Origin of the sequence: Pseudomonas sp. NPDC087185, from assembly GCF_044744955.1 — a bacterium.
Classification (GTDB): Bacteria; Pseudomonadota; Gammaproteobacteria; order Pseudomonadales; family Pseudomonadaceae; genus Aquipseudomonas.
Map to the genome: position 1 here is coordinate 601,396 of NZ_JBIUZK010000002.1, position 22,964 is coordinate 624,359.

The following is a 22,964-nucleotide window of genomic DNA, read 5'->3' on the forward strand; positions in this document are numbered from 1 at the left end:
ATCAAGGTGGCTTAGGTTACGGCAACGCCCGCAGCAAGGAAGCAGTGCAAATGAAGCCAGATGCCCGTGGGGCCGTTGAAATGATTTTGGCCATGGTGATTTCCGGCACGGTCGGCTGGTTTGTCGTCATGTCCGGGCAAGCGCCGGAGGCCGTGGTGTTCTGGCGCTGCCTGTTCGGCGCCCTGGCAATGCTGGTGGCGTGCCTGGCGCTCGGGGTTTTCCGCCAGCCGCGGATCACTGCCCGGCAATTTGCACTGGTGTGCCTTGGCGGTGTAGCGCTCATGCTCAATTGGGTGCTGCTGTTCAGTGCCTACGGCCATTCCTCGATCGCCATTGCAACAGTGGTCTATCACGTCCAGCCATTCATGTTGGTCGGCCTGGGCGTGGTTTTCTTTGCCGAGCGCCTGAGCCCGGCCAAGGTGGGCTGGCTGCTGCTGGCCTTTGCCGGGTTGGTGCTGATCGTGTCGGCAAAGCGCAGCGGGCAAGCGGTGGGCTCCGACTATGTGGCCGGTATCTGCCTGGCGTTGGCATCTGCGTTCTTCTACGCAGTGGCGGCGGCAATCACCAAGCGCCTTAAAACCGTGCCGGCGCACCTTATCGTGCTGATCCAGATGATCGTCGGCGTGCTGGCGCTGGCACCGTTCGTGGATGTTGCCGCACAGGACATGGCGAGCGATGCCTGGACCTACCTGATCATTATTGGCGTGGTGCATACCGGGGTCATGTCGACGCTGCTGTACAGCGCCATCCAAAAGATCCCGACCGCGCTGGTCGGGGCGCTTTCGTACATTTACCCGATCGTCGCGATCATGGTCGATTGGCTTGCCTTCGGCCACCCCCTTGGCGTGCTGCAGATGGCCGGTGCTGCCGCCATCCTGCTCGCCGCCGCAGGCATGAATTTCGGTTGGGCGCTGACGCGCGCCAAGGGGCAGGAAGCGGCTGCTGGTTCGAGGTAGATCGCCAGGCGATCTGCCTGACTGCGCTGCAGGCGCTGGTCGACCAGGGCCGCCTCGCTGCGTCGGTGCTGGCCCAGGCACGCGCTAGGCTGTGCGACACAGCGGTGGCCCATGACTGATCCGGGCGAGATGACCGAGTGAGCCTGGTGTTGCTCAAGTGCCATCTCTATTGGGTGTGCCTGCTGTGGCAGGCACTGCCCCTCAGCGTCGAGGACTTTCGGGCGTTGCTGGTGGCCACGCAACTGGGCGTCCAGCAGTGCCCGCGCCTGTATTGCGGGCCGTTCTGAAGGGGCAGGCACAGCCGTTCAGGCGTTCGCGTACGCATAAAACCCTTGGACCTGCACAGTGACGTAAATTAGAATCACTCCTATTTACGCCACTGCAGGGCTTTCCCCATGATCGACGCCGCGACGCCCCCGCAGCACAGCCTGCCTGCCCTGTACCGCGAGCATCGGAGCTGGCTGGAAGCCTGGCTGCGCCGGCGCCTGGGCAATGCGTGGGATGCGGCCGACCTGAGCCAGGACACCTTCCTCAAGGTGCTGGCCAGTGCCCAGCCGCTGGCGGAAATTCGCGAGCCGCGCGCTTACCTGCTGACCGTGGGCAAGCGCCTGCTGAGCAATTTTCACCAGCGACGTAGCCTTGAACAGGCCTACCTGAACGCGCTGGCGCAGTTACCTGAACAAAGCCTGCCGTCTGCGGAGCAACGTTGGATTCTGCTGGAAACCCTGCAAGCACTCGACGAATTGCTCGACGGGCTCAAAGCCCCGGTACGCAAGGCCTTTCTCTGGAGCCAGCTAGAAGGCCTGGGCTACTGCGAAATCGCCGAACGCCTCGGCGTTTCCGAGCGCACCGTCAAACGCTACATGGCGCAGGCCTATGAGCACTGCCTGTTGGCGCAGCTGTAATGGCTGCACCTTCCACCGAGGCCCGTGAAGTGGTGCGTGCTGCGGCGCGCTGGTTGGCGCTGCTGGAGTCTGGCAAAGCCAGTGAGCTCGACCTCCAGCGCCTGGCGCAATGGCGCGCCAGCAGCAGCCTGCACGAAAATGCCTGGCAAAAGGCGCAGTTGCTGCGCCAGCGCTTTGCCCAGTTGCCGGGCGAGCTGGCGATGGCCACGTTGGACCGCCCGGACGCCGGGCGTCGTGCACTGCTCAAGCAGGCGCTGGGGGTGGCCGCACTGGTCCCCGCCGCCTGGCTGCTTGGCCGGCAGATGCCGCTGGAGGCCTGGACCGCCGACGTGCATACCGCCGTGGGGGAGCGCAGGCGCTTGCTGCTGAGCGATGGCACGGCCTTGCAGTTGAACACCGACAGTGCGGTCGACATCGACCTGCCTGCGCGACGGCTGACATTGGTCAGGGGGGAGGTTGCCGTCACGGTCCCCGCCGGCGTGAGCATGGCGGTGCAGGTGCCCTTTGGCCAGGTTGCCGTCAGCGCGGGCGAGGCCTGTGTGCGCCTGATCGATCAGGCCTGCCGAGTGTCTGTGCTCAGTGGCACCGCCATCCTGCAGCCACTGCGTGGCGCAGCCCTGGCGCTGCAGGCCGGGCAGCAGGCCAGCCTGCAGGCCGGCGGCGCTGGTCCGGTCACCGCGCTGGATGATCTGCTGCTGGGGTGGCGAGACGGGGTGCTGAGGCTGGACGATCGGCCGCTGGGCGACCTGTTGCGTGAGTTGCGCAGGTACCGCGCCGGTGTGCTGCGTTGGGAGCCGGCGCTGGAAACCCTGCGGGTCACCGGCACCTTCCGCCTCGACGACACCGACCGGGTACTGACGCTGCTGGCCGCCAGCCTGCCGCTGGAGGTGCATGCGCGCACCCGTTACTGGGTCACACTGGCTGCGCGAGAAAATCGCGCGTGAGGCTGTCCCCTTTTCTCCACTCGCCGGTCATTAGCAGTAGGAAAAAATAACGGGAGCCTTGTTCGATGCCTGCAGTACAGCCTTGCCGCCCACATCCCTGGATGCACCTGGGTTTCACCCTGAGCCTGCTGTTGAGTACCCCCGCCTGGGCCGATGACCTGGCCCGGCGCGCCTATCAGGTGCCCGCCGGCAGCCTGGGCGCGGCGCTTACCCGGTTTGCCGACCAGGCCGGCGTCAGCCTTTCGCTGGACCCGGCGCTGCTCAATGGCCGGCAAAGCGCCGGGTTGTCCGGCAGTTACAGTGTGACCGAAGGCTTCCTGCAGTTGCTGCAGGGCAGTGGCCTGCAATTGCGGCAGGTAGGCGAGGGCGCCTATACCCTGATGCCCGCAGTGCAAGGCGCCGATGCCCTGGAAATCGCCCCGACCAGCATTGTGGGTGGCCATGCCTCGGGCAGCGAAGCCCAGCCTTACGCCGGCGGGCAAGTCGCGCGCCAGGGCTCGCAAGGCCTGCTCGGCACCCGCGATTTCATGGACACGCCGTTCAGCATGACCACCTACACCAGCGACCTGGTCAAGAACCAGCAGGCCCGCACCTTGGGTGACCTGATTGCCAGCGACCCGTCGGTGCGCGCCACCAACCCGGCGGGTGGGCGTTTCGAGCAATTCACCATTCGCGGCTTCAGCCTGTTCAACAGCGATGTGGCCTACAACGGTCTGTACGGCATCCTGCCGACCTATTCGATCGACATGGAAATGGCTGACCGGGTCGACATCATCAAAGGGCCGAGCCAGATGATCAACGGCATCTCGCCACGCGGCAGCGTGGGCGGCGGCATCAATGTGGTGCCCAAGCGCGCAGGCGATACGCCCATCACCGAGTTCACCGGCAGCTACGCCTCCAACAGCCAGGTGGGCGGCGCAGTGGATATCGGCCGCCGCTTTGGCGAAGGCGACCGGTTCGGCGTGCGCTTCAACGGGGTGAAACAAGCCGGCGATACCGAATGGGACCACCAGCGCGTCGAACGCGAAATGGCCGTGCTGGGCCTGGACTTTCGCGGCGAGCGCCTGCGACTCTCGGCTGACCTCGGCCACACCGAGCGCGACACCGACGCGCCGCAGGAGCGGGTGCTGGTCGGCGCCAACGCCAAGGTGCCCAACGCCGACGACGTACGCCGCAACTACGCCCAGGCCTGGAGCCAGGCACGCACCAACGACACCTTCGGCGCACTGAATGCCGAGTATGACATCAGCGATTCGCTGCTGGCCTATGGCGCGGTCGGTGCCCGCAAGAGCCACCATGACTTCCTGCGCCACAACGTTTCGATCGTCAATGACGACGGCGACTTCACCGTCCAGCCGCGCGATTTCACCCGCGATGAATCGGTGCGTACCGCCATGGCCGGGTTGCGCAATTGGTTCCACACCGGGCCGGTCAGCCATGAGCTGAACCTGGCCGCCAGTTACTTCTACATGGACTTCGAAAACGGTGGCGCACGCTATGCCTCGGCGCCCAGCAACCTCTACAACCCGGTGGCAACGCCGACGCCCGGCACCCCGTCGCGGATCGACGCCCAGGTGTACACGGAAAATCGCTTTACCGGGCTGGCGCTGGCCGACACCCTCGGTTTTTTCGACGACCGCCTGCTGCTGACACTCGGTGCCCGCTGGCAGCGGGTGCAGGTGGATGACTGGAGCGATGGCGTGAAAGGCGACACCGCCTATGACGAGGAGAAAGTTTCGCCATCGGGAGGGGTGCTGCTCAAGGTCACCGACCAGCTATCGCTCTACGCCAACTACATGGAAGGCCTGAGCCAGGGCAAGATCGCGCCTTCCACTTCGGTCAACGAAGACCAGATTTTCCCGCCCTTCACCAGCCGCCAGGTCGAGGTCGGCGCCAAGTACGACCTGGGCCGCGTCGCCTTCACCGCCAGCGCCTTCCGCATTCGCCAGCCGGCCTACGAGACCAACGCCCGTTCCCGCGTGTTCGGCCCCAATGGCAAACGTGACAACCGCGGCATCGAGCTCAGCGTGTTCGGTGAGCCGCTGGATGGCGTGCGCCTGCTGGGTGGGGTGATGTACATCGACAGCGAACTGACCGACACCGTGGGCGGCACCTTCGATGGCAACCGAGCACCGGCCACGCCTGAGTACAACGTCAACCTCGGCGCCGAATGGGATGTGCCCGGGCTGGCTGGGCTGACCCTGACGGCGCGGGGCATCCACTCCAGCTCGCAGTACCTGGATCAAAACAACAGCAAGCAGATCGACGGCTGGGAGCGCTTCGACCTGGGCGCGCGGTACGCCTTCAAGGTCGATGCCACGCAGGTCACCCTGCGCGCCAGTGTCGAGAACGTGCTGGATGAGCGCTACTGGGCATCGGCCGGGGCGTCGGATGACAGCGAGCCGGGGCTGACGTTGTCGACGCCCCGGACCTATCTGCTGTCGGCAACGCTGGGGTTCTAGGCCATGCCGTTGCGCCCATGGGTCAGGAAGCCGTCACGCTCGCTCAGCCGTTGGTAGTAATCACGCACTGCCGGCAAATGCGGGTGCTCGAAAGGCGTTTCAAACCAGCGGTTGACCGACAGCCCGATGGGGATGTCGGCCAGGGTGAAGCGCTCACCGGCCACATAAGCACCGGTGGCGGTCAGCTGCTGTTCGAGTATGCGCATATAACGTGACCAGTCCTCGCACCCTGCGGCAAGTGCCTGGGCATCCTGGTGGGCCGGTGAATGCCGCACCAGCGACATGAACGCGTAGCTCCACGAGCGGTTCAGGTCCGAGGCCTGCCAGTCGATCCACTGATCGACGCGGGCCCTTGCCTTGGCGTCGGTGGGGTAGAACGCGGCATCGCCATAGCGCGTGGCGAGGTAGCGAATGATGGTGTTGGATTCCCACAGTGTGAAGTCGCCGTCCTGGATCACCGGGACCATGGCATTGGGGTTCAGAGCCAAAAATGCTGGGGCATCGGTGGCCTGGTAGCCCGCGCCCCAGTCTTCGCGCTCGAAGGGGATATCGAATTCGCTGCAGGCCCACAGGACCTTGCGCACGTTGATGGAAGACGCCCTGCCCAATATCCGTAACATGCTGTCAGTCCTTTACCGGGAAGAGCCGATCGTCAACCACGGCCCTTCCTCGGTCAAGCGCAAAAACAGCGGTCAGTAACGCACTTCCAGCCCCACGTACGCGCCGATGCCGTCGCCCGGCCAGAACGCCGCCGTGTCCTGACCCCGTGCGTCGTACACCGGCGTGATCGCCGTCACATAAGCCTTGTTGGCCAGGTTCTTCAGGTCCAGCGAGACCTTCCAGTTACCTTTGGGCGCTTCATAGCCCAGGTTCGCACCCCAGAGGGTGTATGACGGCGCGTACAGGCTGTTGGCATAGTCCGCCGCCGTGCGCGACGCCGACTGCACGTTCACCCCGGTGTACCAGCCGCTGTGGTCCTGGTACTGCAGCTCGCCCTGGTAGATGTGCTTGGGCACGCCCGGCAGCTGGTTGTCGCCAAAGGCCTCGTCATGCCGGTAGTAGAAGTCGTTGTAGGTGTACACCTGGCGCCAGCGCAGCCGGTCGCCCTGGGCGTTTTCCCACAAGCGGGTGTTGAGGCCGGCCTCGACGCCCTGGTGGATGGTAGGCGAGGCGTTGAATGCACCCGTGACCGCCGCTGCCGTGGAGGTGGCAGGGATGAGCTGCACGTTCAGCAGCTCGTCGTGGATCCACGAGCGGTACAGTGCCAGGCTGCCGTCGAAGATGCCGTGCGAGCCCTTGATACCGACTTCGAAAGTGTTGGCCTTCTGCTCCACCAACGGGCGGATGTAGGGCAGGGCAGGGCCCGAGCCCGAATATTCCCACGAGGCAGGCGGGTCGATGCTGCGGCTGAAGTTGGTGAACAGCTGCAGGTTGGGGCTGAACTCGTAACGCAGGCCAATACGGGGGGCAATGCTCCAGTTGTCGTAGTCCACATGCTGCGGGAAGGCGGTGGTGTTGGCGTTCACCGCGTGGTCGATGTCGACCTTGCGCCGCACATTGATGAACGAAACACCGCTGGTGAGCCACAGGTTGTCGACTAGGTTGAGGTCGTTGCCCAGCGCGATCACCCGGTCGAACGAGTCCTTGTAATCGACTTTTTTCAGCGACACTTTGTCGTCGTTGGCCGAGTTCACGCCACCGCGCAGGTGCTGGGTGGAGGTGAAGGCGATGTTGCTGCGGCTTTCATGGCCGAACAAGGTGTCGACGCGGTCGTAGCCCAGCAGCAGGCCGAGGTCGTGCCAGTCCCAGTAGCTGGGGTTGCTCGGGCTGCGCGGGCTGTTGGTGTGGCGGTAGTCGTGGTACGACAGGCCGACGGTCAAGCGGGCGTCGTCGTCGAAGGTGTAGGTGGTCTTGCTGCCCAGCCAGATGCTGCCGGGGCGGCGCGCACCGGCACCGCTGCTTTCGGCGGTGGCGCTGGCGCGGCGGCTGTGGTGCAGGGCCGCATCCAGGGTGGTGGCGCTGGGGTCGTTGTGGGTTTCGTCGCGGTAGCGCAGCAGCAGGCGGCTTTCCAGTTTAGGGCTGAAGCGGTAGCCGGCATTGGCAACGATGCCGGAGCTCTTCGCCAGGCTGTAGTCGCGGTAGCCTTCGTTGCGGTAGTTGTCGGCTTGCAGGTAGTAGTCCAGGTCGCCTTCGACGCCGCCGTAGCTGATGCTCTGCTTCTGGTAGTGGTAGCTGCCGGCTTCGGCGCGCACGCGCAGGCCGGGGGCGCTGTAGCCACTGTGGTTGACGAAGTTCACCGCACCGCCCAGGGTCAGCGCACCGTACTGGAAGGCGTTGGCGCCGCGCAGGATCTCGGTGTAGTTGACGCCGCTGGTGTTGAGGAACTCGTAGGGCGTGCCGCCGGGGCCGGTCAGCGGCAAGCCGTCGAAGAGGAACTTGATGCCTTCGCGAAAGTACCCCGGCGAGGTGTTGGCGCCCGAGCCGCGAATGGAGATTTTCGCCGCATCGTTGCCGCCGGTGGACTGCACGAACACCCCGGGCTGGTAGGCGAGGGTGTCCTGCAGGGTAGCGGTGCGGCCTTTGGCGACTTCCTCGCTGTCGACCACGCTGGTGCCGCCGGGTACTTCGGCCAAAGCACTGGCCGCTTGTTGCACTTCGGTTTGCTTGTTGCCCTGCACGGTCACCGTGCCCAGGGCCTGGTCAGCCGCCAGTACCGTGGCCGGGGCCAGCAGGGCCGTGGCCACGGTGGCCAGGGCGGCCTGGCGGACCGCCAGGCGCAGTGGATGGGGTTGGCTCGCACGCATCGTCGTATTCCTTGAAAGTCATCGTAGGTCCTCGGCGTTCTATGGGAATAGTCAGGCCTGTCGAAGGGGACAAGAGCAGTTTCTGTGCCAGGTGGCAATGTGCCGAAAGTTGTGGCTTGGTCGCCGCGTTGTATTTAAATCACTGAACAGATCGGCATAGTTTGTTGCGCCGCTGTTGTACGTCGAACAGTGCCAGTTATAGTTAAATACCGAAAACGACAGCAGCGTCCATGGTGCCTTGAGAAAAGCAGTACAGAGCGCTTGCTGTTGGTTTTGCAACATACGCTGAACAGTTTGTGCGGTTCGGCAACTTACAATCGCTTAAGCCCCTAATAAATAGGCCGGTAACGGCTGGCACGACTACTGCAACAGACTTTTTTACCTGAAAGGCGACGCGTAAAGATGTCGGCTTTCTATATAAGGGAGTCTCTGCAGTCGATGAAGCACTTCATTTATCGCTGGTGGGTAACAAGTACCTTGTTGCTGGCCGCCTGCTCGCCGGCCACGCCGCCGGACACCGCCAGCACCTTGAAGGGCGAGACGGTCAGCGAGGTGGACGGTGTACTGCGCTATGCGCCCGGCGACTTCGTCGAGCAGCAACCCGGCCGGCGTGGCGGCACCTTGCGCGTGTCGGCCGCAGGCGATGCTGGCAGCTTCGACATTCATGCGCTGTCCCACGGCAACATCGCCTGGATGGGCCGAGTGCTTTTCGACTGCCTGGTGTACCAGGCCGAAGACGGTACCCTCACACCGTGGCTGGCGAAAAGCTGGGACATCAGCGCCGATGGCCTGACCTACACCTTCCACCTGCGCGACGATGTCACCTTCAGCGACGGTGAGCGCTTCAACGCCGAAGCGGTGCGGGTCAACCTGGAGCACATGCGCGACCCGAAGACCAAGTCGCCGCTGGCGGCGGCCTATATCGCGCCATACCTGAAGGGCCGCGTCGTCGATGAGTTCACTTTCGAGGCCACCTTGCGCGAGCCCTACGCGCCGTTCCTCGATGTGCTGTCGCAAGGCTGGCTGGGGATGATCTCACCACGGCAGATCCTGGAAGCGCCCGCGACCATCGCCAGCAAGCCCGTCGGCAGCGGCCCGTTCGTGCTCACCCGTTGGGTGCGTGTGCAGGGCGCCACCTTCGAGCGCCGCCGGGGCTACCACTGGGCGCCGCCGGCCACCCATCACCAGGGCGAGGCCTACCTTGACCGCATCGAGCTCAGCTACGTGCCCGAAGCGATGATCCGCTACACGTCGCTGGAGGCCGGCGACAGTGACATGGCCCTGGATGCACCGGCGCAGAACGCCGAGGCGATCCGCGCCAACCCCGACCTGGTGTTGCGCAGCCGCGTGCGCAAGGGCATCCCGTTTCGTAGCATCACCTTCAATGTCGAGCGCCCGCCCTTCGATGACGTGCGCGTGCGCCAGGCAGTGGCCAAGGCCATCGACCGCAAGGGCCTGGCGTGGATCTCAGGCTTTGGCGAATACCTGGCCAACGACGGCTTCCTGGCCGTGAACACCCCCGGCTACGACCCGGTGGCTGCAGCTGCGCTGGCTTTCGACCCGGCACTCGCCAACCGCCTGCTCGATGACGCCGGCTGGACCGGCCGAGATGCGCAGGGCTTTCGTACCCGCAATGGCCAGCGCCTGGCCGCGACCCTGTTGACCTACGACAACCCGGCGTTCCCCGCCAACGTCGCCGTGGCCACCCAGGCCGACCTGCGCAAGGTCGGTTTCGACCTGGACATCCAACTGCTGCCCATCACCCGGGTTTCCGAGCTGCGCTACGCCGGCGACTTCGATGCGCTCGGCGGCGGTTACTGGCACACCAACACCGCCGATGGGCTGTACATCCTCTATCACAGCCAATCGATCCCCAGCGCGCGCATGCTCGGGCAGAACGTCGGCCACTTCCGCGATGCGCAGGTCGATCAACTGCTGGGCGAAGCCCGTGGCAGTACCGACCCGGCTCGCCGCCAACAGCTCTACCGCCAGGCCCAGCAACGCCTCGCCCAGACCCTGCCCTCGGTGCCTTCGGTGGAGGCGCAGATGCTGCTGGCCTACCGCAAGGCCGTGGGCGGCGTGCTGTTCGACGGCTCGCACAACGTTCCCCTGTTCACCGGCGTGTGGCTGGCCAAGGAGCAACCATGACACTGCTGCCAACCCTGCTGCGCCGCCTGCGTGACGGCGTAATCGTACTGTGGGCCGCTGCGACGCTGACCTTCATCGCCGTGCAGCAGACTGCCGCAGACACCGCGCTCGCGATTCTCGGTGGCCCTGACGCCATGCCAACGCCGGCCATGCTTGCCCAGGTGCGCGCCGATTACGGCCTCGATGAACCGCTGTGGGTGCAGTACGGCCACTACCTGGCACGCCTGGCCCAAGGGGACCTGGGCGAATCGTATCGGCTGCGCATTCAGGTCAGCCAAGCTATCGGCGAACAGGTCGGTGCCACCCTGGCCCTGGCCAGCACGGCGGCGCTGCTGGCGGTGTTGTTGGCGCTGCTTTCGGCGCTGCTCACCGCCAACCGCAGCCGGCGCCTGCGGGCGCTGGTGTCGGGTGTCGAGCTGGTGCTGTCGTCGACCCCCAACTTCGTGATTGGCACCTTGCTGCTGCTGGCCTTCGCCTTCTACTTCCACCTGCTGCCGCCCTCAGGTTCCAGCGGCTGGCGCTCGCTGGTGCTGCCGACCCTGGCCTTGGCGCTGCCGATTGCCGCGGTGCTGGCCCAGGTGCTGCGCCAGTCGCTGGAACAGGTGCTGGAACAACCCTTCATCACCCAGGCCCGCGCGCGCGGCATGTCCGACACCGCCGTGCGCTTGCGTCATGCCCTGCGCCACGCGCTGGTGCCGCTGGTGACCCTGGCCGGCTACGTGTTTGCCAGCCTGCTGGGCGGCGCGGTGGTGCTGGAGCTGCTGTTCGGTCGCCAGGGGATTGGCCGGCTGATGCTCGAAGCCACCGGCAACAAGGACGTGCCGCTGGTGCTGGGCGTGACCCTGCTGGCGGCGGCCATCTACGTGCTGGTGAACCTGCTGGTGGACCTGCTGACCCAGGCCATCGACCCGCGCACCGCGCGCCGCTGAATTCAACAGAAAGGAACCTTCATGAGCCAAACATCTGTTACCGACGCCGAGCTTGATGCACGCTTCGCGCCCCTGTACGCGCGCATCGCCGAGGGCGCGGTGGCGCGCGAGCAGCAACGCACCCTGGCCTTCGAACCGGTAGCCTGGTTGCGCGAGGCGGGCCTGGGTGCCTTGCGTGTGCCGCGCAGCCACGGCGGCCTTGGCGCCAGCCTGCCGCAGCTGCTGCGCCAGCTGGTGCGCCTGGGCCAGGCCGATTCCAACCTGCCGCAGATCTTCCGTGCTCACTTTGGCTTCGTCGAAGGGCGCCTGGCCTCCAACGATGCAGCGTCGCAGGACTATTGGTTTGCCCGCGTAGTGGCCGGCGAGCTGTGGGGCGCGGCCATGGCCGAGCGCTCCGACAGTACCGGCAACACCGTACAGCTCAGCGACGCTGAAGGCGGCTTGCACCTGGACGGCGAGAAGTACTACTGCACCGGCACCCTCTACGCCGATTGGGTAGCGGCGGTGGCCAACCATGGCGATGACTTCGTCAGCCTGGCGGTGCCCACCCGTGCACCGGGCGTGGAGCGGGTCGATGATTGGGACGGTTTCGGCCAGCGCCTGACCGGCAGCGGCACCACGCGCTTCACGCGCGTCGCCGTGCAACCGCAGCACCTGCTGCGCCGCTTCGCCAAGGGCGAGCTGCGCGCCGAGTCGTACCTCACGGCGTTCTACCAGGCCGTGCACCTGGCTACCCTGGCCGGCATCGGCCGCGCTGTGCTGGCCGATGCCGTGGCCTTTGTCCAGGGCCGCACGCGGGCGTTCGGCGTGCCGGGGCAATCGCAACCGGCCGACGACCCGCTGGTGCAGGCGGTGATCGGCCGCCTGGCAAGCCTGGCCTTCGCCGCCGAGGCGCAGGTCACGGCGGTGGGCCAGAGCCTGCAGGCCGTGTTCGAAGCCGGGCAGGCCGGCGAGGTGCCGGAGCAGCTGTACACCGACGCCGAGATTCACACCTTCCAGGCCCAGCAAATCGTGCTGCCGCAGGTGCTGCAGGCCAGCACCTTGTTGTTCGAAGTCGGCGGCGCCTCGGCCACCAGCAATGCCCGGCGCCTCGACCGCCACTGGCGCAACGCGCGCACGTTGGCCTCGCACAACCCAGCCATCTACCGCGAGCAGGCCTTGGGCAACTACTACCTCAATGGCATCAGCCCGGCCCAGGCCTGGCGTGACCGCCAGGCCGCCGCCAGCGAAGGGCAGGGCAGCGGCGACGAAGCCAGCGCGGTCTGAACAGGAGAACCCCATGAGCAGCAAACCCGCACAGATGAGCCTGGGCATGAATATCCTCGGCTTCGGCTCGCACGCCGGCGCCTGGCGCCAGGGTGAAGCGGCGATCGATGCCTATATCGACGTCAACTACTACCGCGACATCGCCCGGTTGTCCGAGCGTGGCTGCCTGGATGCGATCTTCCTCGCCGATGGGCCAGCACTGCCGCCCGATGTATCCAGCCAGCCGGGCGGGCGCCTGGAGCCGACCGTGTTGCTGACGGCCGTGGCCGCGGCCACGGATCGGATCGGTGTGATCGCCACCTGTTCCAGCACCTACAACGAGCCGTTCAACCTGGCCCGGCGCATCGCCTCGCTGGACCACATCAGCGGTGGCCGCGCGGCCTGGAATGTGGTCACCAATGCCGGTGACGCCGCTGCGCAGAACTTCGGCCTGGCAGGTGCGCCGTTGCATCTGGACCGCTATGGCCGTGCCGAAGAGTTTGTCGATGTGACCCTGAAGCTGTGGGACAGCTGGGAGGACGACGCGGTGATCGGTGACCGCGCCGGCGGGCGTTTTGCCGACCCGCGCAAGGTCCACACCCTGGATTTCCAGGGCAAGCACTTTCAGGTCAAGGGCCCACTGAACCTGCCGCGCTCGCCACAAGGGCGGCCAGTGGTGGTGCAAGCGGGGTCGTCCGAAGGCGGCAAGGCGCTCGGTTCGCGTTATGCGGATGCGATCTTCACCACCCAGACCACCCTGGCCGACGGGCTGGCCTTTTATCAGGACATGAAGGCCCGAGCCAAGGCCTGGGGGCGCAACCCGCAGCACCTGAAAATCATGCCTGGGCTGTCGACCGTGATCGGCAGTACCGAAGCCGAGGCGCATGCGCGGTTCGATGAACTCAATGCCTGGCATGGCGAGCATGGGCTGCTGCAGCAAGTGGCCGGGCGCATCGGTATCGACGCCAGCCAGCTGGACCCGGATGCGCCGTTGCCCTGGGCGAAGATCGGCGCGGTGGCGGATTTCGAGCGCGGTTCGCATGGGTTCCTCGAAGCCCAATTGAACCTGGCGCGCAGCGAGAACCTGACCATTCGCCAGCTGTCGCGGCGGATCCTGGTCGGGCACCGGTTGGCGGTGGGCACACCGGAACAGGTTGCCGACACCCTCGCCGAGTGGTTTCTGGCAGGCGCCGGGGATGGCTTCAACATCATGCCCGACATGTTTCCCTCGGGGGCGCGGGTATTCGTCGAGGAGGTGGTGCCGTTGCTGCAGAAGCGCGGGTTGTTCCGCACCGAGTACACCGGGACGACGCTGCGCGAGCACCTCGGGTTGCCTAAGGCAGCGAACCAGTTTGCCGAGGCTCGGCGCGAGACCGCGGCGGCTGTTTAGGGGGCTGAAAAGCAGCCCCTCGAATTCATTCCACTACCCAAGGATTCACACCATGCTCTACCGCCACCTGGGCCACACCGACCTGCAAATCAGCCTGCTCAGCCTCGGCACCATGACCTGGGGCCACCAGAACACCGAGCAGGATGCCCACCAGCAACTGGACGCGGCCATCGCCGCCGGCATCAACTTCATCGACACCGCCGAGATGTACCCCACGCCCACCCGCGCCGAAACCTGGACCACCACCGAGCGCTACATCGGCACCTGGCTTGCCGCCCGCGGCCAGCGCGACAAGCTGGTGCTGGCCAGCAAGATCGCCGGCCCCGCCCGCGACCCCGGTGCCCAGGCGCACATCCGCGATGGCCTGTCACACCACGACCGCAAGAACATCGTCGCCGCCCTGGACGGCAGCCTGCGTCGCCTGCAGACCGACTACCTGGACCTCTACCAGTTGCACTGGCCGGACCGCAGCAGCAACTTCTTCGGTATCCGCGAATACCCTTACGTCGACGACCACCCGCAAACCGCCGCCATCGAAGAAACCCTCGCCGTGCTCGATGACCAGGTCAAAGCCGGCAAGGTCCGCCACATTGGCGTGTCCAATGAAACCCCCTGGGGTGTAGCGCGCTTCCTGCGCCACAGCGAGGAGCAGGGCCTGGCACGCATCGCCAGCATCCAGAACCCCTACAGCCTGCTCAACCGGCTGTACGAAAACGGCCTGTCGGAGTTCAGCCACCGCGAAGGCATTGGCCTGCTGGCCTACTCGCCGCTGGCCTTCGGCGCGCTGACCGGCAAGTACCTGAACGGCGCGCGCCCGGAAGGTTCGCGGTTGTCGTCGGTGTACCGCACGTTCAATCGCTACGGCAGCGACGAGGCCAACAGCGCCATCGCCAGTTACGTGCAGATTGCCCACGAGCACGGGCTGACCCCGGCACAGCTGGCGTTGGCGTTCGTCATCCGCCAGCCGTTCGTGGCCAGCGCGATCACCGGGCAGACCACCTTGGCGCAGTTGCAGGACAACCTCAGCGCGGTGGATGTGCAGCTCAGTGACGAAGTGCTGGCCGACATCCAGGCCGTGCACCGCCGCATCCCCAACCCATCGCCGTGAGTTGAATGGCAAGGGCTTCGCCCTTGTTCGCGGGGCAAGCCCGCTCCCACAGGTTCTGCACATCATTCTAGGTTGGTGTGAATCCTGTGGGAGCGGGCTTGCCCCGCGAAGAGGCCGGCACAGGCAACCAAAAAAGGACTGACATGACCGCAAGTGCACTTACCCATCCAACTTCAAGCGGCCGCACCATCTGGCCAGCCCGGCCTGGCCTCTGGCTAGCCTGGGGCATGCTTGGCCTGTTGCTGCTGGCGGTAGCCTTCCCCAACGGGCTCTCCCCAGTCGACCCCCTGGCCGCCGACGCCCGCCTGGCCTACCAACCCCCCAGCAGCACCTTCTGGCTGGGCACCGACGAAAACGGTCGTGACCTGCTCAGCCGCCTCATCCACGGCGCTCGCCCATCGCTGTTCATCGGCCTGGCCGCGACCCTGGTCGGCCTCGGCCTGGGTACGCTGCTCGGCCTGCTGGCGGGCCTGGCGCCGGGCTGGCTGGACAACTTGCTGATGCGTGCCGTCGACGTGCTGCTGGCGTTCCCCGACCTGCTGCTGGCGTTGGTGATCATCACCCTGTTCGGCCAGGGCACCAGTAACCTGATCCTCGCCGTGGGCATCGCCTCGGTGCCGCGCTATGCCCGGTTGGTGCGTGCACAAACCCTGACTATCCGCCACGCAGGTTTCGTCGAGGCGGCAGTGACCTTGGGCCGCAAGCCGCTGGCAGTGGTACTGACGCACGTACTGCCCAACGCCGTGCAACCCGTGCTGATCCTTGCCTGCATCGGCTTGGGTGGCGCGATCACCGCCGCCGCCGCCCTGAGCTTTCTCGGCTTCGGCGCACCGCCACCGGCGCCCGAGTGGGGCGCGATGATGGCCGTGGCGCGCAATTTCATGGCCAACGCCCCTTGGCTGATGGCCTGGCCGGCGCTGGCGATCACACTGACTGTCACTTCCATCAGCGTCATCGGCCGTGACTGGCTGCGGCGCAGCGAGGGTAGAAGCGTATGAGCCTTATCGAAACACAGCCACCGCTGGTGGACATCCGCGACCTGCGCGTGGCCTTCAATGGCGTACCGGTGGTACGCGGCGTCAACCTGCAGTTGCACGCCGGGCAGTGCCTGGCGCTGGTGGGCGAATCCGGCTCCGGCAAAAGCGTGACCGCGCGCACCCTGGTGGGCCTGACCGGCCCAAGGGCCGAGGTGCAGGCGCAGCGTCTGGCCTTTGCCGGGCAAGACCTGCGCAAGCTCGACGAGGCCGCCTGGCAACGCCTGCGGGGAGGGCGAATCGGTTTTGTCATGCAGGACGCGCTGGGCTCGCTCGACCCGTTGCGGCGGGTGGGTGCCGAGATCGAGGAACCGCTGTTCCTGCACACCCGCCTCGGCGCCGAACAGCGCCGGTTGCAGGTGCTGGAGCTGTTGCGCCAAGTCGGTGTGCCAGAGCCGCAGGTGCGTGCCCGGCAATACCCGTGGCAGTTGTCGGGTGGGTTGCGCCAGCGGGCGTTGATTGCCTCGGCCATTGCCTGCCAACCGAGCCTGCTGATTGCCGACGAGCCGACTACCGCGCTGGATGCCACCGTGCAGGCGCAGATCCTCGACCTGCTAGAGCAGCTGCGTGCGCGTGACAATAGCTTGCTGATGGTCAGCCATGACCTGGCCGTGGTGGCGCGCCTGGCCGACTGGGTCGCGGTAATGCGCCATGGCGAGGTGGTCGAGCAGGGCAGCGTCGAGCAGATCCTGCAGGACCCACAGGACCCCTACACCCAACGCCTGTTGAGCGCGGCGCGGGCGGTGCATTTTCAGCGCCCGGTGGCGCCAGCCCTGGCCCTGGTGGACGCCGTGAACGAGCAACCGGTGCTGTTGGAAGCCCGTGGCTTGAGCAAAGTCTTCGTTGGCCCGGACGGTCGTCCTCGGCAGGTGCTGGACGACGTGTCGCTTCAACTGCGTGCAGGGCAGACCTTGGGTGTGGTGGGTGAATCCGGCTCTGGCAAGAGTACCCTGGGCCGCATCCTCTTGGGCCTTGAAAAGCCGGAGCAAGGCACTGTGGCGTTTGCCGGGCAGGACTGGCTGGCGCTTTCTGCCGAGCAACAGCGCCAAACCCGCCAAGGCATCCAGGTAGTGTTCCAGGACCCGTTGGCCTCGTTCGACCCGCGCTACACCGTGCTGCGCGTGCTGTCCGAGGCGCTGGCCCAGGCCGGCGTGCCACGGGGGCTGCGGCGTACCGAGGCGACGGCGTTGCTGGAACGGGTACAACTGCCGTCAAGCGTGCTCGACCGGCGTCCGCTGGAGTTGTCTGGCGGGCAACGCCAGCGCATCGCAATTGCTCGGGCACTGGCAATGAAACCGAAGGTGCTGGTGTTGGATGAGCCGGTGTCGGCGCTGGATGTGTCGGTGCAGGCGCGGATCCTGGCGTTGCTGGCCGAGCTCAAGGCCGAGCTGAATCTGGCGTGCGTGTTCATCTCGCATGACCTTGGCGTTGTTGAGCAAGTCAGCGATCAGGTGCTGGTGATGCAGGGCGGCAAGGTGGTGGAGCAGGGCGCAGCGGCGCAAGTGCTGGGGCAGCCGCGGCATCCGTACACCCGCGCGTTGCTCGAGGCGGTGCCGAGCTTGCCCGAGGCGCGGCCGAGTTGGGTTAGCCGGGTTGCTGTGTGAGTGTTGGCCGATGTTTTAGGTGTTGCGCAGATCGAGCGCCGCGCGCGCGGCGCTCGATCTGGAGGGCGCCAAAACCCTGTCGACATGCACCGGCGGGCCCAACAACTGTCCGCCTCCCAACACCCCCCACACACTTTGCCCTCCCACCAGCACCACTCACCCGCCAAACCTCAACAAAATCAACCTTTTGAACCCGGCACAACTCCTGCAACAGGCCTGGCATAGCCCAGTCCCCGCAGGAGCGACCTTGAACCGACCCATCCTCCCCCTGATCCCGCTCTGCGCCGCGCTGGCCCTGGTCGGCTGCGAGCGTGCCGAGCAGCACACGGTGCAAAGCACCCAGCCCATCACCGGCGGCACGCTGGTGTACGCCACCGACCGCGAACCCACCTGCCTTGACCCGCATGTGGCCGGCGACATGCCCCAGGTATTCGTCGCCCAGCAGTACCTCGACTCGCTGGTGTCGATGGACAGCAACGGCCAGATCGGCCCCTGGCTGGCCAACAGCTGGGAAGTCTCCGCCGATGGCCTGCGCTACACGTTCCACCTGCGCCGCGACGTGCACTTCACCGATGGCACACCGTTCAATGCCCAGGCGGTCAAGGCCAACCTCGACCACATGGCCAACCCCAAGACCCAATCCAGCACCGCCGGTGGTTATATTCGCCAATACCGCAGCACAAAAGTGCTCGACGAGTACACCGCCGAGGTCACCCTGGCCACGCCCTATGCCGCCTTCCTCGAAGTGCTGGCGCAGGGTTTCCTCGGTATCCAGTCGCCCACCGCACTCACCCGCAGCCGTGACGAAAACTGCGAAAGCCCGGTGGGCAGCGGGCCGTTCAAGGTGGCGCGCTGGGACCGGCAGAACCAGGTGGAGCTGGTGCGCAACCCGGACTACAACTGGGCACCGCCAACCGCGCAGCATCAAGGGCCGGCGTACCTCGAGCGCATCGTCTGGAAGTTCATCCAGGAACCGTCGGTGCGCTTCGCCTCGCTGCAGGCCGGTGAGGTGGATGTGATCGAAGCGCTGCCGCCGGAATCGCACGAGGCCGCACGGCGCAACCCGGACGTGGATTTGATCATCGCCCAACGCCCGGGCAACCCCACCAACGGCACCTTCAACCTGCGCCGCGCACCGTTCGACGACATCCGCGTGCGCGAGGCGCTGGTGCGCAGCGCCGATGTCGAGGGCGCGCTCAAGAGCGTGTACTTTGGCGAGTTTCCGCGTTCCGGCGGGCCGCTCAGCGTGGCCACGCCGTACTACAGTGGCGACTTCGAACACAGCCAGGCCTACGACCCCGCCCGTGCCGCCCAGTTGCTCGACCAAGCTGGCTGGACCGGCCGCGACAGCGAGGGCTACCGCACCAAGGGCGGCCAGCGCCTGCGTGCCGTGGTGCTGATCGGCGCGCGCACGCCGCCGTCAGAGCTGACCCTGTGGGAACAGGTGCAGGCCACCACCCGCCAGGTCGGCTTCGAACTGGTGCTCGACCAGATGAGCGACGCTCAGGTCACCAGCCGCCAGGCGGCCTGGGACTACGACATCCGCATCGGCTACTGGAACACCAACACCCCCGACGTACTGCGCATCATCTTCACCAGCGCCTTCGTCCAGCCTGCTGGGGTCGGCGGTTATCACCAGAACTCCTCCGGCTATGCCGACCCAGGTTTCGACGCATTGCTCGACAGCGCCCTGGCCACCCAGGACACCGAGCAGCGCCGCCAGCGCTACCACCTGGCGCAGCAGCAGGCCGCCGCGCAGTACCTGCAACTCACCACCTACCCGCAAAGCACGCGCCTGGGGATCTACAAGACCGCCCACGGTGTGCGCCTGGAGCCTTCGCTGGCGGTGACCTACCTCTATGACGCATGGGTGAACAAATGACGTCGACAACCCTCGCCGTAACCGACCCGCGCCGTGAGCGGCTGGCCGCCCTGGGCCGCCGCGCGGCCATCCGCCTGGCGGGTGGCGTACTGGTGCTGTGGGCAGTGGCAACGCTGACCTTCTTCGCCTTGCGCCTGATGCCCGGCGACCCGGTGCTGGCCATCCTCGGCGGCACCACCGGCAACCCGTCGCCCGAAGCCATTGAAGCCGCGCGCCAGGAATTCGGCCTGGACAAGCCATTGCCGGTGCAATACGTCCTGTACCTCGGCCGCCTGTTGCAGGGTGACCTGGGCATGTCCTATTCGCAGCACCTGCCGGTCACGCGGGTGCTGGTGGAGCAGGGCGGCGCCACCCTCGAGCTGACCGTGGCGGCACTGGTGCTGGCCTGGTTGCTGGTGCTGTTGCTGACGGTGGTCACCGCTGGCCGTGGCCGTTTGATTGGCGGCGTGGCCTCATTGCTGGAGACGGTGAGTGCGTCCTTGCCGCACTTCTGGCTCGGCGTGGTGCTGCTGGCCGTGTTCGCCTTTGGTCTGCGCTGGTTCCCACCGGCGGGCAGCGATAGCTTCGCCAGCCTGGTGCTGCCGGCGTTTTCGCTGGCGATTCCGTTGGCAGGCTTCATCGCCCAGGTGACCCGTGAATCGCTGGAGCTGACCCTCGAACAGCCTTTCGTGCTCACCGCGCGTACGCGCGGCCTGAGCGACCTGGCGGTGCGCTTCAAGCACGCCCTGCGCCATGCCTTGCTGCCCGGCGTGGCGCTGTCGGGCTGGGCCATCGGCGCGCTGATCAGCGGCGCGGTGGTGTGCGAGGTGATCTTCTCCCGCAAGGGCATCGGCCGCCAGTTGTACCAGGCCGTGCAGTTGCAAGACCTGCCGCTGGTGATTGGCATCAGCCTGGTGGTGGCCGCCGGCTATGTGCTGGCGAATATTCTGGTCGACCTGCTGTACCAGTGGATCGACCCTCGGCAACAGGAGGCTGCAGCATGACGGACCTGACCTTGGACCGGGCCCAGGCGCCCGTGCGTCGGCAACGGCGCCTGAACCTGCCGCCGCTGGGCGCGAGCCTGGCGATCCTGTTTCTGCTGGCGCTGCTGCTGGCGGCGTTGCTGCCGGGGCTGTTCACCCGCATCGACCCGCTGGCCATCGTGCCGCGCGAGGCGTTCCAGCCGCCGAGCTGGACGCACTGGCTGGGCACCGACCAGTCGGGCCGCGACATCTTCGCGCGGATCATCCACGGCGCCCGTCAGAGCCTGCTGATCGGCGTGGCCGCCACGGCCATCTCGATGGCCATCGCCATCACCCTGGGGCTGCTTGGCGGCCTGGGCGGGGCGCGCCTGGACCGGGGGGTGGGCTGGCTGCTGGAGGTGCTGTTCGCCTTCCCCAGCCTGGTGCTGGCGCTGTTGTTCGTGGCGGTGTTCGGCAGCGGCGTCGGCCCGTTGATCGTCGCCACCGGGTTGGGCGGTGCGCCGGGTTATGCGCGCATGGTCCGTGGCCAGGTGCTGGCGGTGCGCAACGCCGGCTATATCGAAGCGGCGCGGGCGCTGGGGCACCCGACCTCGCGCATCGTCCTGCGTCAGCTGCTGCCCAACGCCATGCGCCCGCTGGTGGTGACCCTGACCATGGGCGTCGGCCAGGCCATCGTCTGGGCCTCGGCGCTGAGCTTTCTCGGCCTGGGCGCACGGCCGCCGGCACCGGAGTGGGGGACCATGCTGTCAATGGGCCGCGACTTCATTGCCAACGCCTGGTGGCTGACCTTCTTCCCCGGGCTGTTCATCGTCCTGACCACGCTGGCCACCACCGTGACCGGCCGCTATATCCAACAACGCCTGGAGGGCCGCCTGCCATGAACGACAAGACCTTGATCGTCGAGGGGTTGAACGTGGCCTTCGAGGGCCGCAGTGTGGTCCGTGAATTGTCCTTCACCTTGCAACCGGGGCGCTGCGTGGCGCTGGTGGGGGAGTCGGGCTCGGGCAAGAGCGTCAGTGCCCGCAGCCTGGTCGGCCTGGCCGGGCCACGGGCACAGGTGAGTGCCCGGCACGTGAGCTTCGGCGGGCATGACCTGCTTGACCTTAGCGAGCAGCAGTGGCGCGCGGTGCGCGGCAAGGACATCGGCTTCGTGCTGCAGGATGCGCTGGTGTCGCTGGACCCGCTGCGGCCGGTGGGCAAGGAAATCCTCGAAGTGCTGCAGACCCATCAGTACGGCGACCGGCACACCCGTGCGGCGCGGGTGCACGCTTTGCTGGAGCGGGTCGGCGTACCGGACGTCGCCTTGCGTGCCCGGCAGCGCCCGGGGCAATTGTCCGGTGGCCTGCGCCAACGTGCGCTGATTGCCAGTGCACTGGCTCTGGACCCCGCACTGGTCATCGCCGACGAGCCGACCACCGCGCTGGATGCGACGGTGCAGGCGCAGATTCTCGACGTGTTCCAGCACATCAAGGCCCGCGGCGCTTCGCTGCTGATCATCAGCCACGACCTGGCGGTGGTTGCGCAACTGGCTGACGAAGTGGTGGTGCTGCGCCACGGCGAGGTGGTGGAGCAGGGCCCTATGCAGCAGGTGCTGCGCCAGCCGCGCCACCCTTACACCCAGGCATTGCTGGCGGCGGTGCCGGCTGAACACCCACGTGGTAGCCGCCTGTCACCGGCGCGCGCAGGCGTAACCCGTGAGCCGAAGCCACGGCTGAAAAGTGACGTGCTGCTGGAGGGGCGCGGCCTGGGCAAGCGCTACCTGGGCCCGGATGGCCTGCTGCGGCAAGTGGTGCAGGGCGTCGATTTCACCCTGCGCGCCGGGCGCACGCTGGGCATCGTCGGCGAGTCGGGCTCGGGCAAGACCACCGTGGCACGTATCGCCCTCGGCCTGTTGCAGCCCGATGAAGGTGAAGTGTTGTACCGCGGCCAACCTTGGAACCGCCCGGGCAACGCTATAACGGAGGCGCTGCGCAGGCCGCTGCGCCGCCAGATCAGCGTGATCTACCAGGACCCGCTGGGTTCGTTCGACCCGCGCTGGAGCGTGGCGCAGATTCTCGATGACGCCCTGCAGGTAGCCGGTATCGAGGCAGCGGCACGGCCTTCACGCATCGCGGTGCTGCTGAACCAGGTGCGCCTGCCGGCTGAACTTGCCCAGCGCCGGCCGTTGCAGTTGTCCGGCGGGCAGCGCCAGCGGGTGGCCATCGCCCGTGCGATCGCCAGCGAACCGAAGCTGATCATCTGCGACGAGCCGGTCTCGGCCCTGGACGTGTCGGTACAGGCCCAGGTGCTCGACCTGCTCGCCGACCTGCAGGACGAATTGGGCCTGGCCTACCTGTTCATTTCCCACGACCTCGGTGTGATCCGCCATGTCAGCGATGACGTGCTGGTCATGCGCCACGGCCAGGTGGTGGAGTACGCGCCGGTGGAACAATTGTTCAACGCCCCGGCCCACGAGTACACCCGGCGGCTGCTGGGCGCGGTACCCAGGCTGCCCGGCAGCGGCAGCGAACTGGTGGTGCCGCCGCTGGACCTGGCGCACGAAGCCTTCGACCTGTTCGACGAATCACGCCTCTGGAAAATCGCCATCTAAG

Annotated in this window: 18 protein-coding genes; 16 read left to right on the forward strand and 2 right to left on the reverse strand. The window is 66.5% G+C overall.

Annotated features, from left to right (window positions below; all coding sequences use genetic code 11):
• Window positions 1-50: 50 nt before the first annotated feature.
• From ACIPIJ_RS08290 to ACIPIJ_RS08310, 5 genes are all read left to right on the forward strand, one after another.
• Window positions 51-956, forward strand: a complete 906-nt coding sequence (locus ACIPIJ_RS08290; RefSeq protein ID WP_401074812.1) for a DMT family transporter — start codon at window positions 51-53, stop codon at window positions 954-956.
• Between the two features lie 137 nt (window positions 957-1,093).
• Window positions 1,094-1,243 (forward strand): hypothetical protein, encoded by a 150-nt coding sequence (locus ACIPIJ_RS08295; RefSeq protein WP_401074815.1) that lies wholly within the window; start codon window positions 1,094-1,096, stop codon window positions 1,241-1,243.
• Between the two features lie 108 nt (window positions 1,244-1,351).
• Window positions 1,352-1,861, forward strand: coding sequence for a sigma-70 family RNA polymerase sigma factor (locus ACIPIJ_RS08300; protein WP_401074817.1), 510 nt, complete (start codon window positions 1,352-1,354; stop codon window positions 1,859-1,861).
• Entirely contained in the window at window positions 1,861-2,805 is a 945-nt protein-coding gene (locus ACIPIJ_RS08305) for a FecR domain-containing protein (protein ID WP_401074820.1), read from the forward strand. Before ACIPIJ_RS08300 ends, ACIPIJ_RS08305 begins: the two co-directional genes overlap by 1 nt.
• A 65-nt stretch (window positions 2,806-2,870) precedes the next feature.
• Window positions 2,871-5,267 (forward strand): TonB-dependent siderophore receptor, encoded by a 2,397-nt coding sequence (locus ACIPIJ_RS08310; protein ID WP_401074823.1) that lies wholly within the window; start codon window positions 2,871-2,873, stop codon window positions 5,265-5,267.
• Here ACIPIJ_RS08310 and ACIPIJ_RS08315 read toward each other — a convergent pair.
• Window positions 5,264-5,887, reverse strand: a complete 624-nt coding sequence (locus tag ACIPIJ_RS08315; protein WP_401074826.1) for a glutathione S-transferase family protein — start codon at window positions 5,885-5,887, stop codon at window positions 5,264-5,266. The two genes, ACIPIJ_RS08310 and ACIPIJ_RS08315, sit on opposite strands and share 4 nt — an antisense overlap.
• 72 nt (window positions 5,888-5,959) lie before the next feature.
• The gene (locus tag ACIPIJ_RS08320; RefSeq protein WP_401074829.1) at window positions 5,960-8,071 is read right to left on the reverse strand and encodes a TonB-dependent receptor family protein; all 2,112 of its coding nucleotides are present in this window, start codon (window positions 8,069-8,071) and stop codon (window positions 5,960-5,962) included.
• Between the two features lie 438 nt (window positions 8,072-8,509).
• On the opposite strand from ACIPIJ_RS08320, the gene ACIPIJ_RS08325 reads away from it, so the two are divergent.
• The 11 genes from ACIPIJ_RS08325 to ACIPIJ_RS08375 all read left to right on the forward strand — a co-directional run bounded on the left by ACIPIJ_RS08325 (window position 8,510) and on the right by ACIPIJ_RS08375 (window position 22,963).
• Window positions 8,510-10,219 carry an ABC transporter substrate-binding protein gene (locus ACIPIJ_RS08325; protein ID WP_401074831.1) on the forward strand — a complete coding sequence of 570 codons (1,710 nt, stop codon included), beginning with the start codon at window positions 8,510-8,512 and terminating at the stop codon, window positions 10,217-10,219.
• The gene (locus ACIPIJ_RS08330; protein ID WP_401074833.1) at window positions 10,216-11,148 is read left to right on the forward strand and encodes an ABC transporter permease; all 933 of its coding nucleotides are present in this window, start codon (window positions 10,216-10,218) and stop codon (window positions 11,146-11,148) included. Before ACIPIJ_RS08325 ends, ACIPIJ_RS08330 begins: the two co-directional genes overlap by 4 nt.
• Window positions 11,149-11,169: 21 nt before the next feature.
• Entirely contained in the window at window positions 11,170-12,414 is a 1,245-nt protein-coding gene (locus tag ACIPIJ_RS08335; protein ID WP_401074835.1) for an acyl-CoA dehydrogenase family protein, read from the forward strand.
• 13 nt (window positions 12,415-12,427) lie between these two features.
• The gene (locus tag ACIPIJ_RS08340; protein ID WP_401074838.1) at window positions 12,428-13,783 is read left to right on the forward strand and encodes an LLM class flavin-dependent oxidoreductase; all 1,356 of its coding nucleotides are present in this window, start codon (window positions 12,428-12,430) and stop codon (window positions 13,781-13,783) included.
• Window positions 13,784-13,835: 52 nt separating this feature from the next.
• A complete protein-coding gene (locus tag ACIPIJ_RS08345; RefSeq protein WP_401074840.1) occupies window positions 13,836-14,891 on the forward strand; it encodes an NADP(H)-dependent aldo-keto reductase in 1,056 nt (351 codons plus the stop codon).
• 143 nt (window positions 14,892-15,034) lie between these two features.
• Entirely contained in the window at window positions 15,035-15,889 is an 855-nt protein-coding gene (locus ACIPIJ_RS08350; protein WP_401074843.1) for an ABC transporter permease, read from the forward strand.
• Window positions 15,886-17,529, forward strand: coding sequence for a dipeptide ABC transporter ATP-binding protein (locus ACIPIJ_RS08355; RefSeq protein WP_401074845.1), 1,644 nt, complete (start codon window positions 15,886-15,888; stop codon window positions 17,527-17,529). The genes ACIPIJ_RS08350 and ACIPIJ_RS08355 overlap by 4 nt, the downstream gene beginning before the upstream one ends.
• A gap of 289 nt (window positions 17,530-17,818) precedes the next feature.
• The gene (locus ACIPIJ_RS08360; RefSeq protein ID WP_401075734.1) at window positions 17,819-19,411 is read left to right on the forward strand and encodes an ABC transporter substrate-binding protein; all 1,593 of its coding nucleotides are present in this window, start codon (window positions 17,819-17,821) and stop codon (window positions 19,409-19,411) included.
• Window positions 19,408-20,394 (forward strand): ABC transporter permease, encoded by a 987-nt coding sequence (locus tag ACIPIJ_RS08365; RefSeq protein WP_401074848.1) that lies wholly within the window; start codon window positions 19,408-19,410, stop codon window positions 20,392-20,394. Before ACIPIJ_RS08360 ends, ACIPIJ_RS08365 begins: the two co-directional genes overlap by 4 nt.
• Entirely contained in the window at window positions 20,391-21,254 is an 864-nt protein-coding gene (locus ACIPIJ_RS08370) for an ABC transporter permease (protein ID WP_401074850.1), read from the forward strand. Before ACIPIJ_RS08365 ends, ACIPIJ_RS08370 begins: the two co-directional genes overlap by 4 nt.
• Window positions 21,251-22,963, forward strand: coding sequence for a dipeptide ABC transporter ATP-binding protein (locus ACIPIJ_RS08375; protein WP_401074852.1), 1,713 nt, complete (start codon window positions 21,251-21,253; stop codon window positions 22,961-22,963). The genes ACIPIJ_RS08370 and ACIPIJ_RS08375 overlap by 4 nt, the downstream gene beginning before the upstream one ends.
• Window position 22,964 lies beyond the last annotated feature (1 nt).

Bases quoted from the DNA above. Each gene is read 5' to 3' on its own strand.
- ACIPIJ_RS08325 (WP_401074831.1), top strand. From the start codon at position 8,510: ATGAAGCACTTCATTTATCGCTGGTGGGTAACAAGTACCTTGTTGCTG.
- ACIPIJ_RS08370 (WP_401074850.1), top strand. From the start codon at position 20,391: ATGACGGACCTGACCTTGGACCGGGCCCAGGCGCCCGTGCGTCGGCAA.
- ACIPIJ_RS08300 (WP_401074817.1), top strand. From the start codon at position 1,352: ATGATCGACGCCGCGACGCCCCCGCAGCACAGCCTGCCTGCCCTGTAC.
- ACIPIJ_RS08355 (WP_401074845.1), top strand. From the start codon at position 15,886: ATGAGCCTTATCGAAACACAGCCACCGCTGGTGGACATCCGCGACCTG.
- ACIPIJ_RS08350 (WP_401074843.1), top strand. From the start codon at position 15,035: ATGACCGCAAGTGCACTTACCCATCCAACTTCAAGCGGCCGCACCATC.
- ACIPIJ_RS08305 (WP_401074820.1), top strand. From the start codon at position 1,861: ATGGCTGCACCTTCCACCGAGGCCCGTGAAGTGGTGCGTGCTGCGGCG.
- ACIPIJ_RS08345 (WP_401074840.1), top strand. From the start codon at position 13,836: ATGCTCTACCGCCACCTGGGCCACACCGACCTGCAAATCAGCCTGCTC.
- ACIPIJ_RS08375 (WP_401074852.1), top strand. From the start codon at position 21,251: ATGAACGACAAGACCTTGATCGTCGAGGGGTTGAACGTGGCCTTCGAG.
- ACIPIJ_RS08340 (WP_401074838.1), top strand. From the start codon at position 12,428: ATGAGCAGCAAACCCGCACAGATGAGCCTGGGCATGAATATCCTCGGC.
- ACIPIJ_RS08310 (WP_401074823.1), top strand. From the start codon at position 2,871: ATGCCTGCAGTACAGCCTTGCCGCCCACATCCCTGGATGCACCTGGGT.
- ACIPIJ_RS08320 (WP_401074829.1), bottom strand. From the start codon at position 8,071: ATGCGTGCGAGCCAACCCCATCCACTGCGCCTGGCGGTCCGCCAGGCC.
- ACIPIJ_RS08290 (WP_401074812.1), top strand. From the start codon at position 51: ATGAAGCCAGATGCCCGTGGGGCCGTTGAAATGATTTTGGCCATGGTG.
- ACIPIJ_RS08315 (WP_401074826.1), bottom strand. From the start codon at position 5,887: ATGTTACGGATATTGGGCAGGGCGTCTTCCATCAACGTGCGCAAGGTC.
- ACIPIJ_RS08365 (WP_401074848.1), top strand. From the start codon at position 19,408: ATGACGTCGACAACCCTCGCCGTAACCGACCCGCGCCGTGAGCGGCTG.
- ACIPIJ_RS08330 (WP_401074833.1), top strand. From the start codon at position 10,216: ATGACACTGCTGCCAACCCTGCTGCGCCGCCTGCGTGACGGCGTAATC.
- ACIPIJ_RS08335 (WP_401074835.1), top strand. From the start codon at position 11,170: ATGAGCCAAACATCTGTTACCGACGCCGAGCTTGATGCACGCTTCGCG.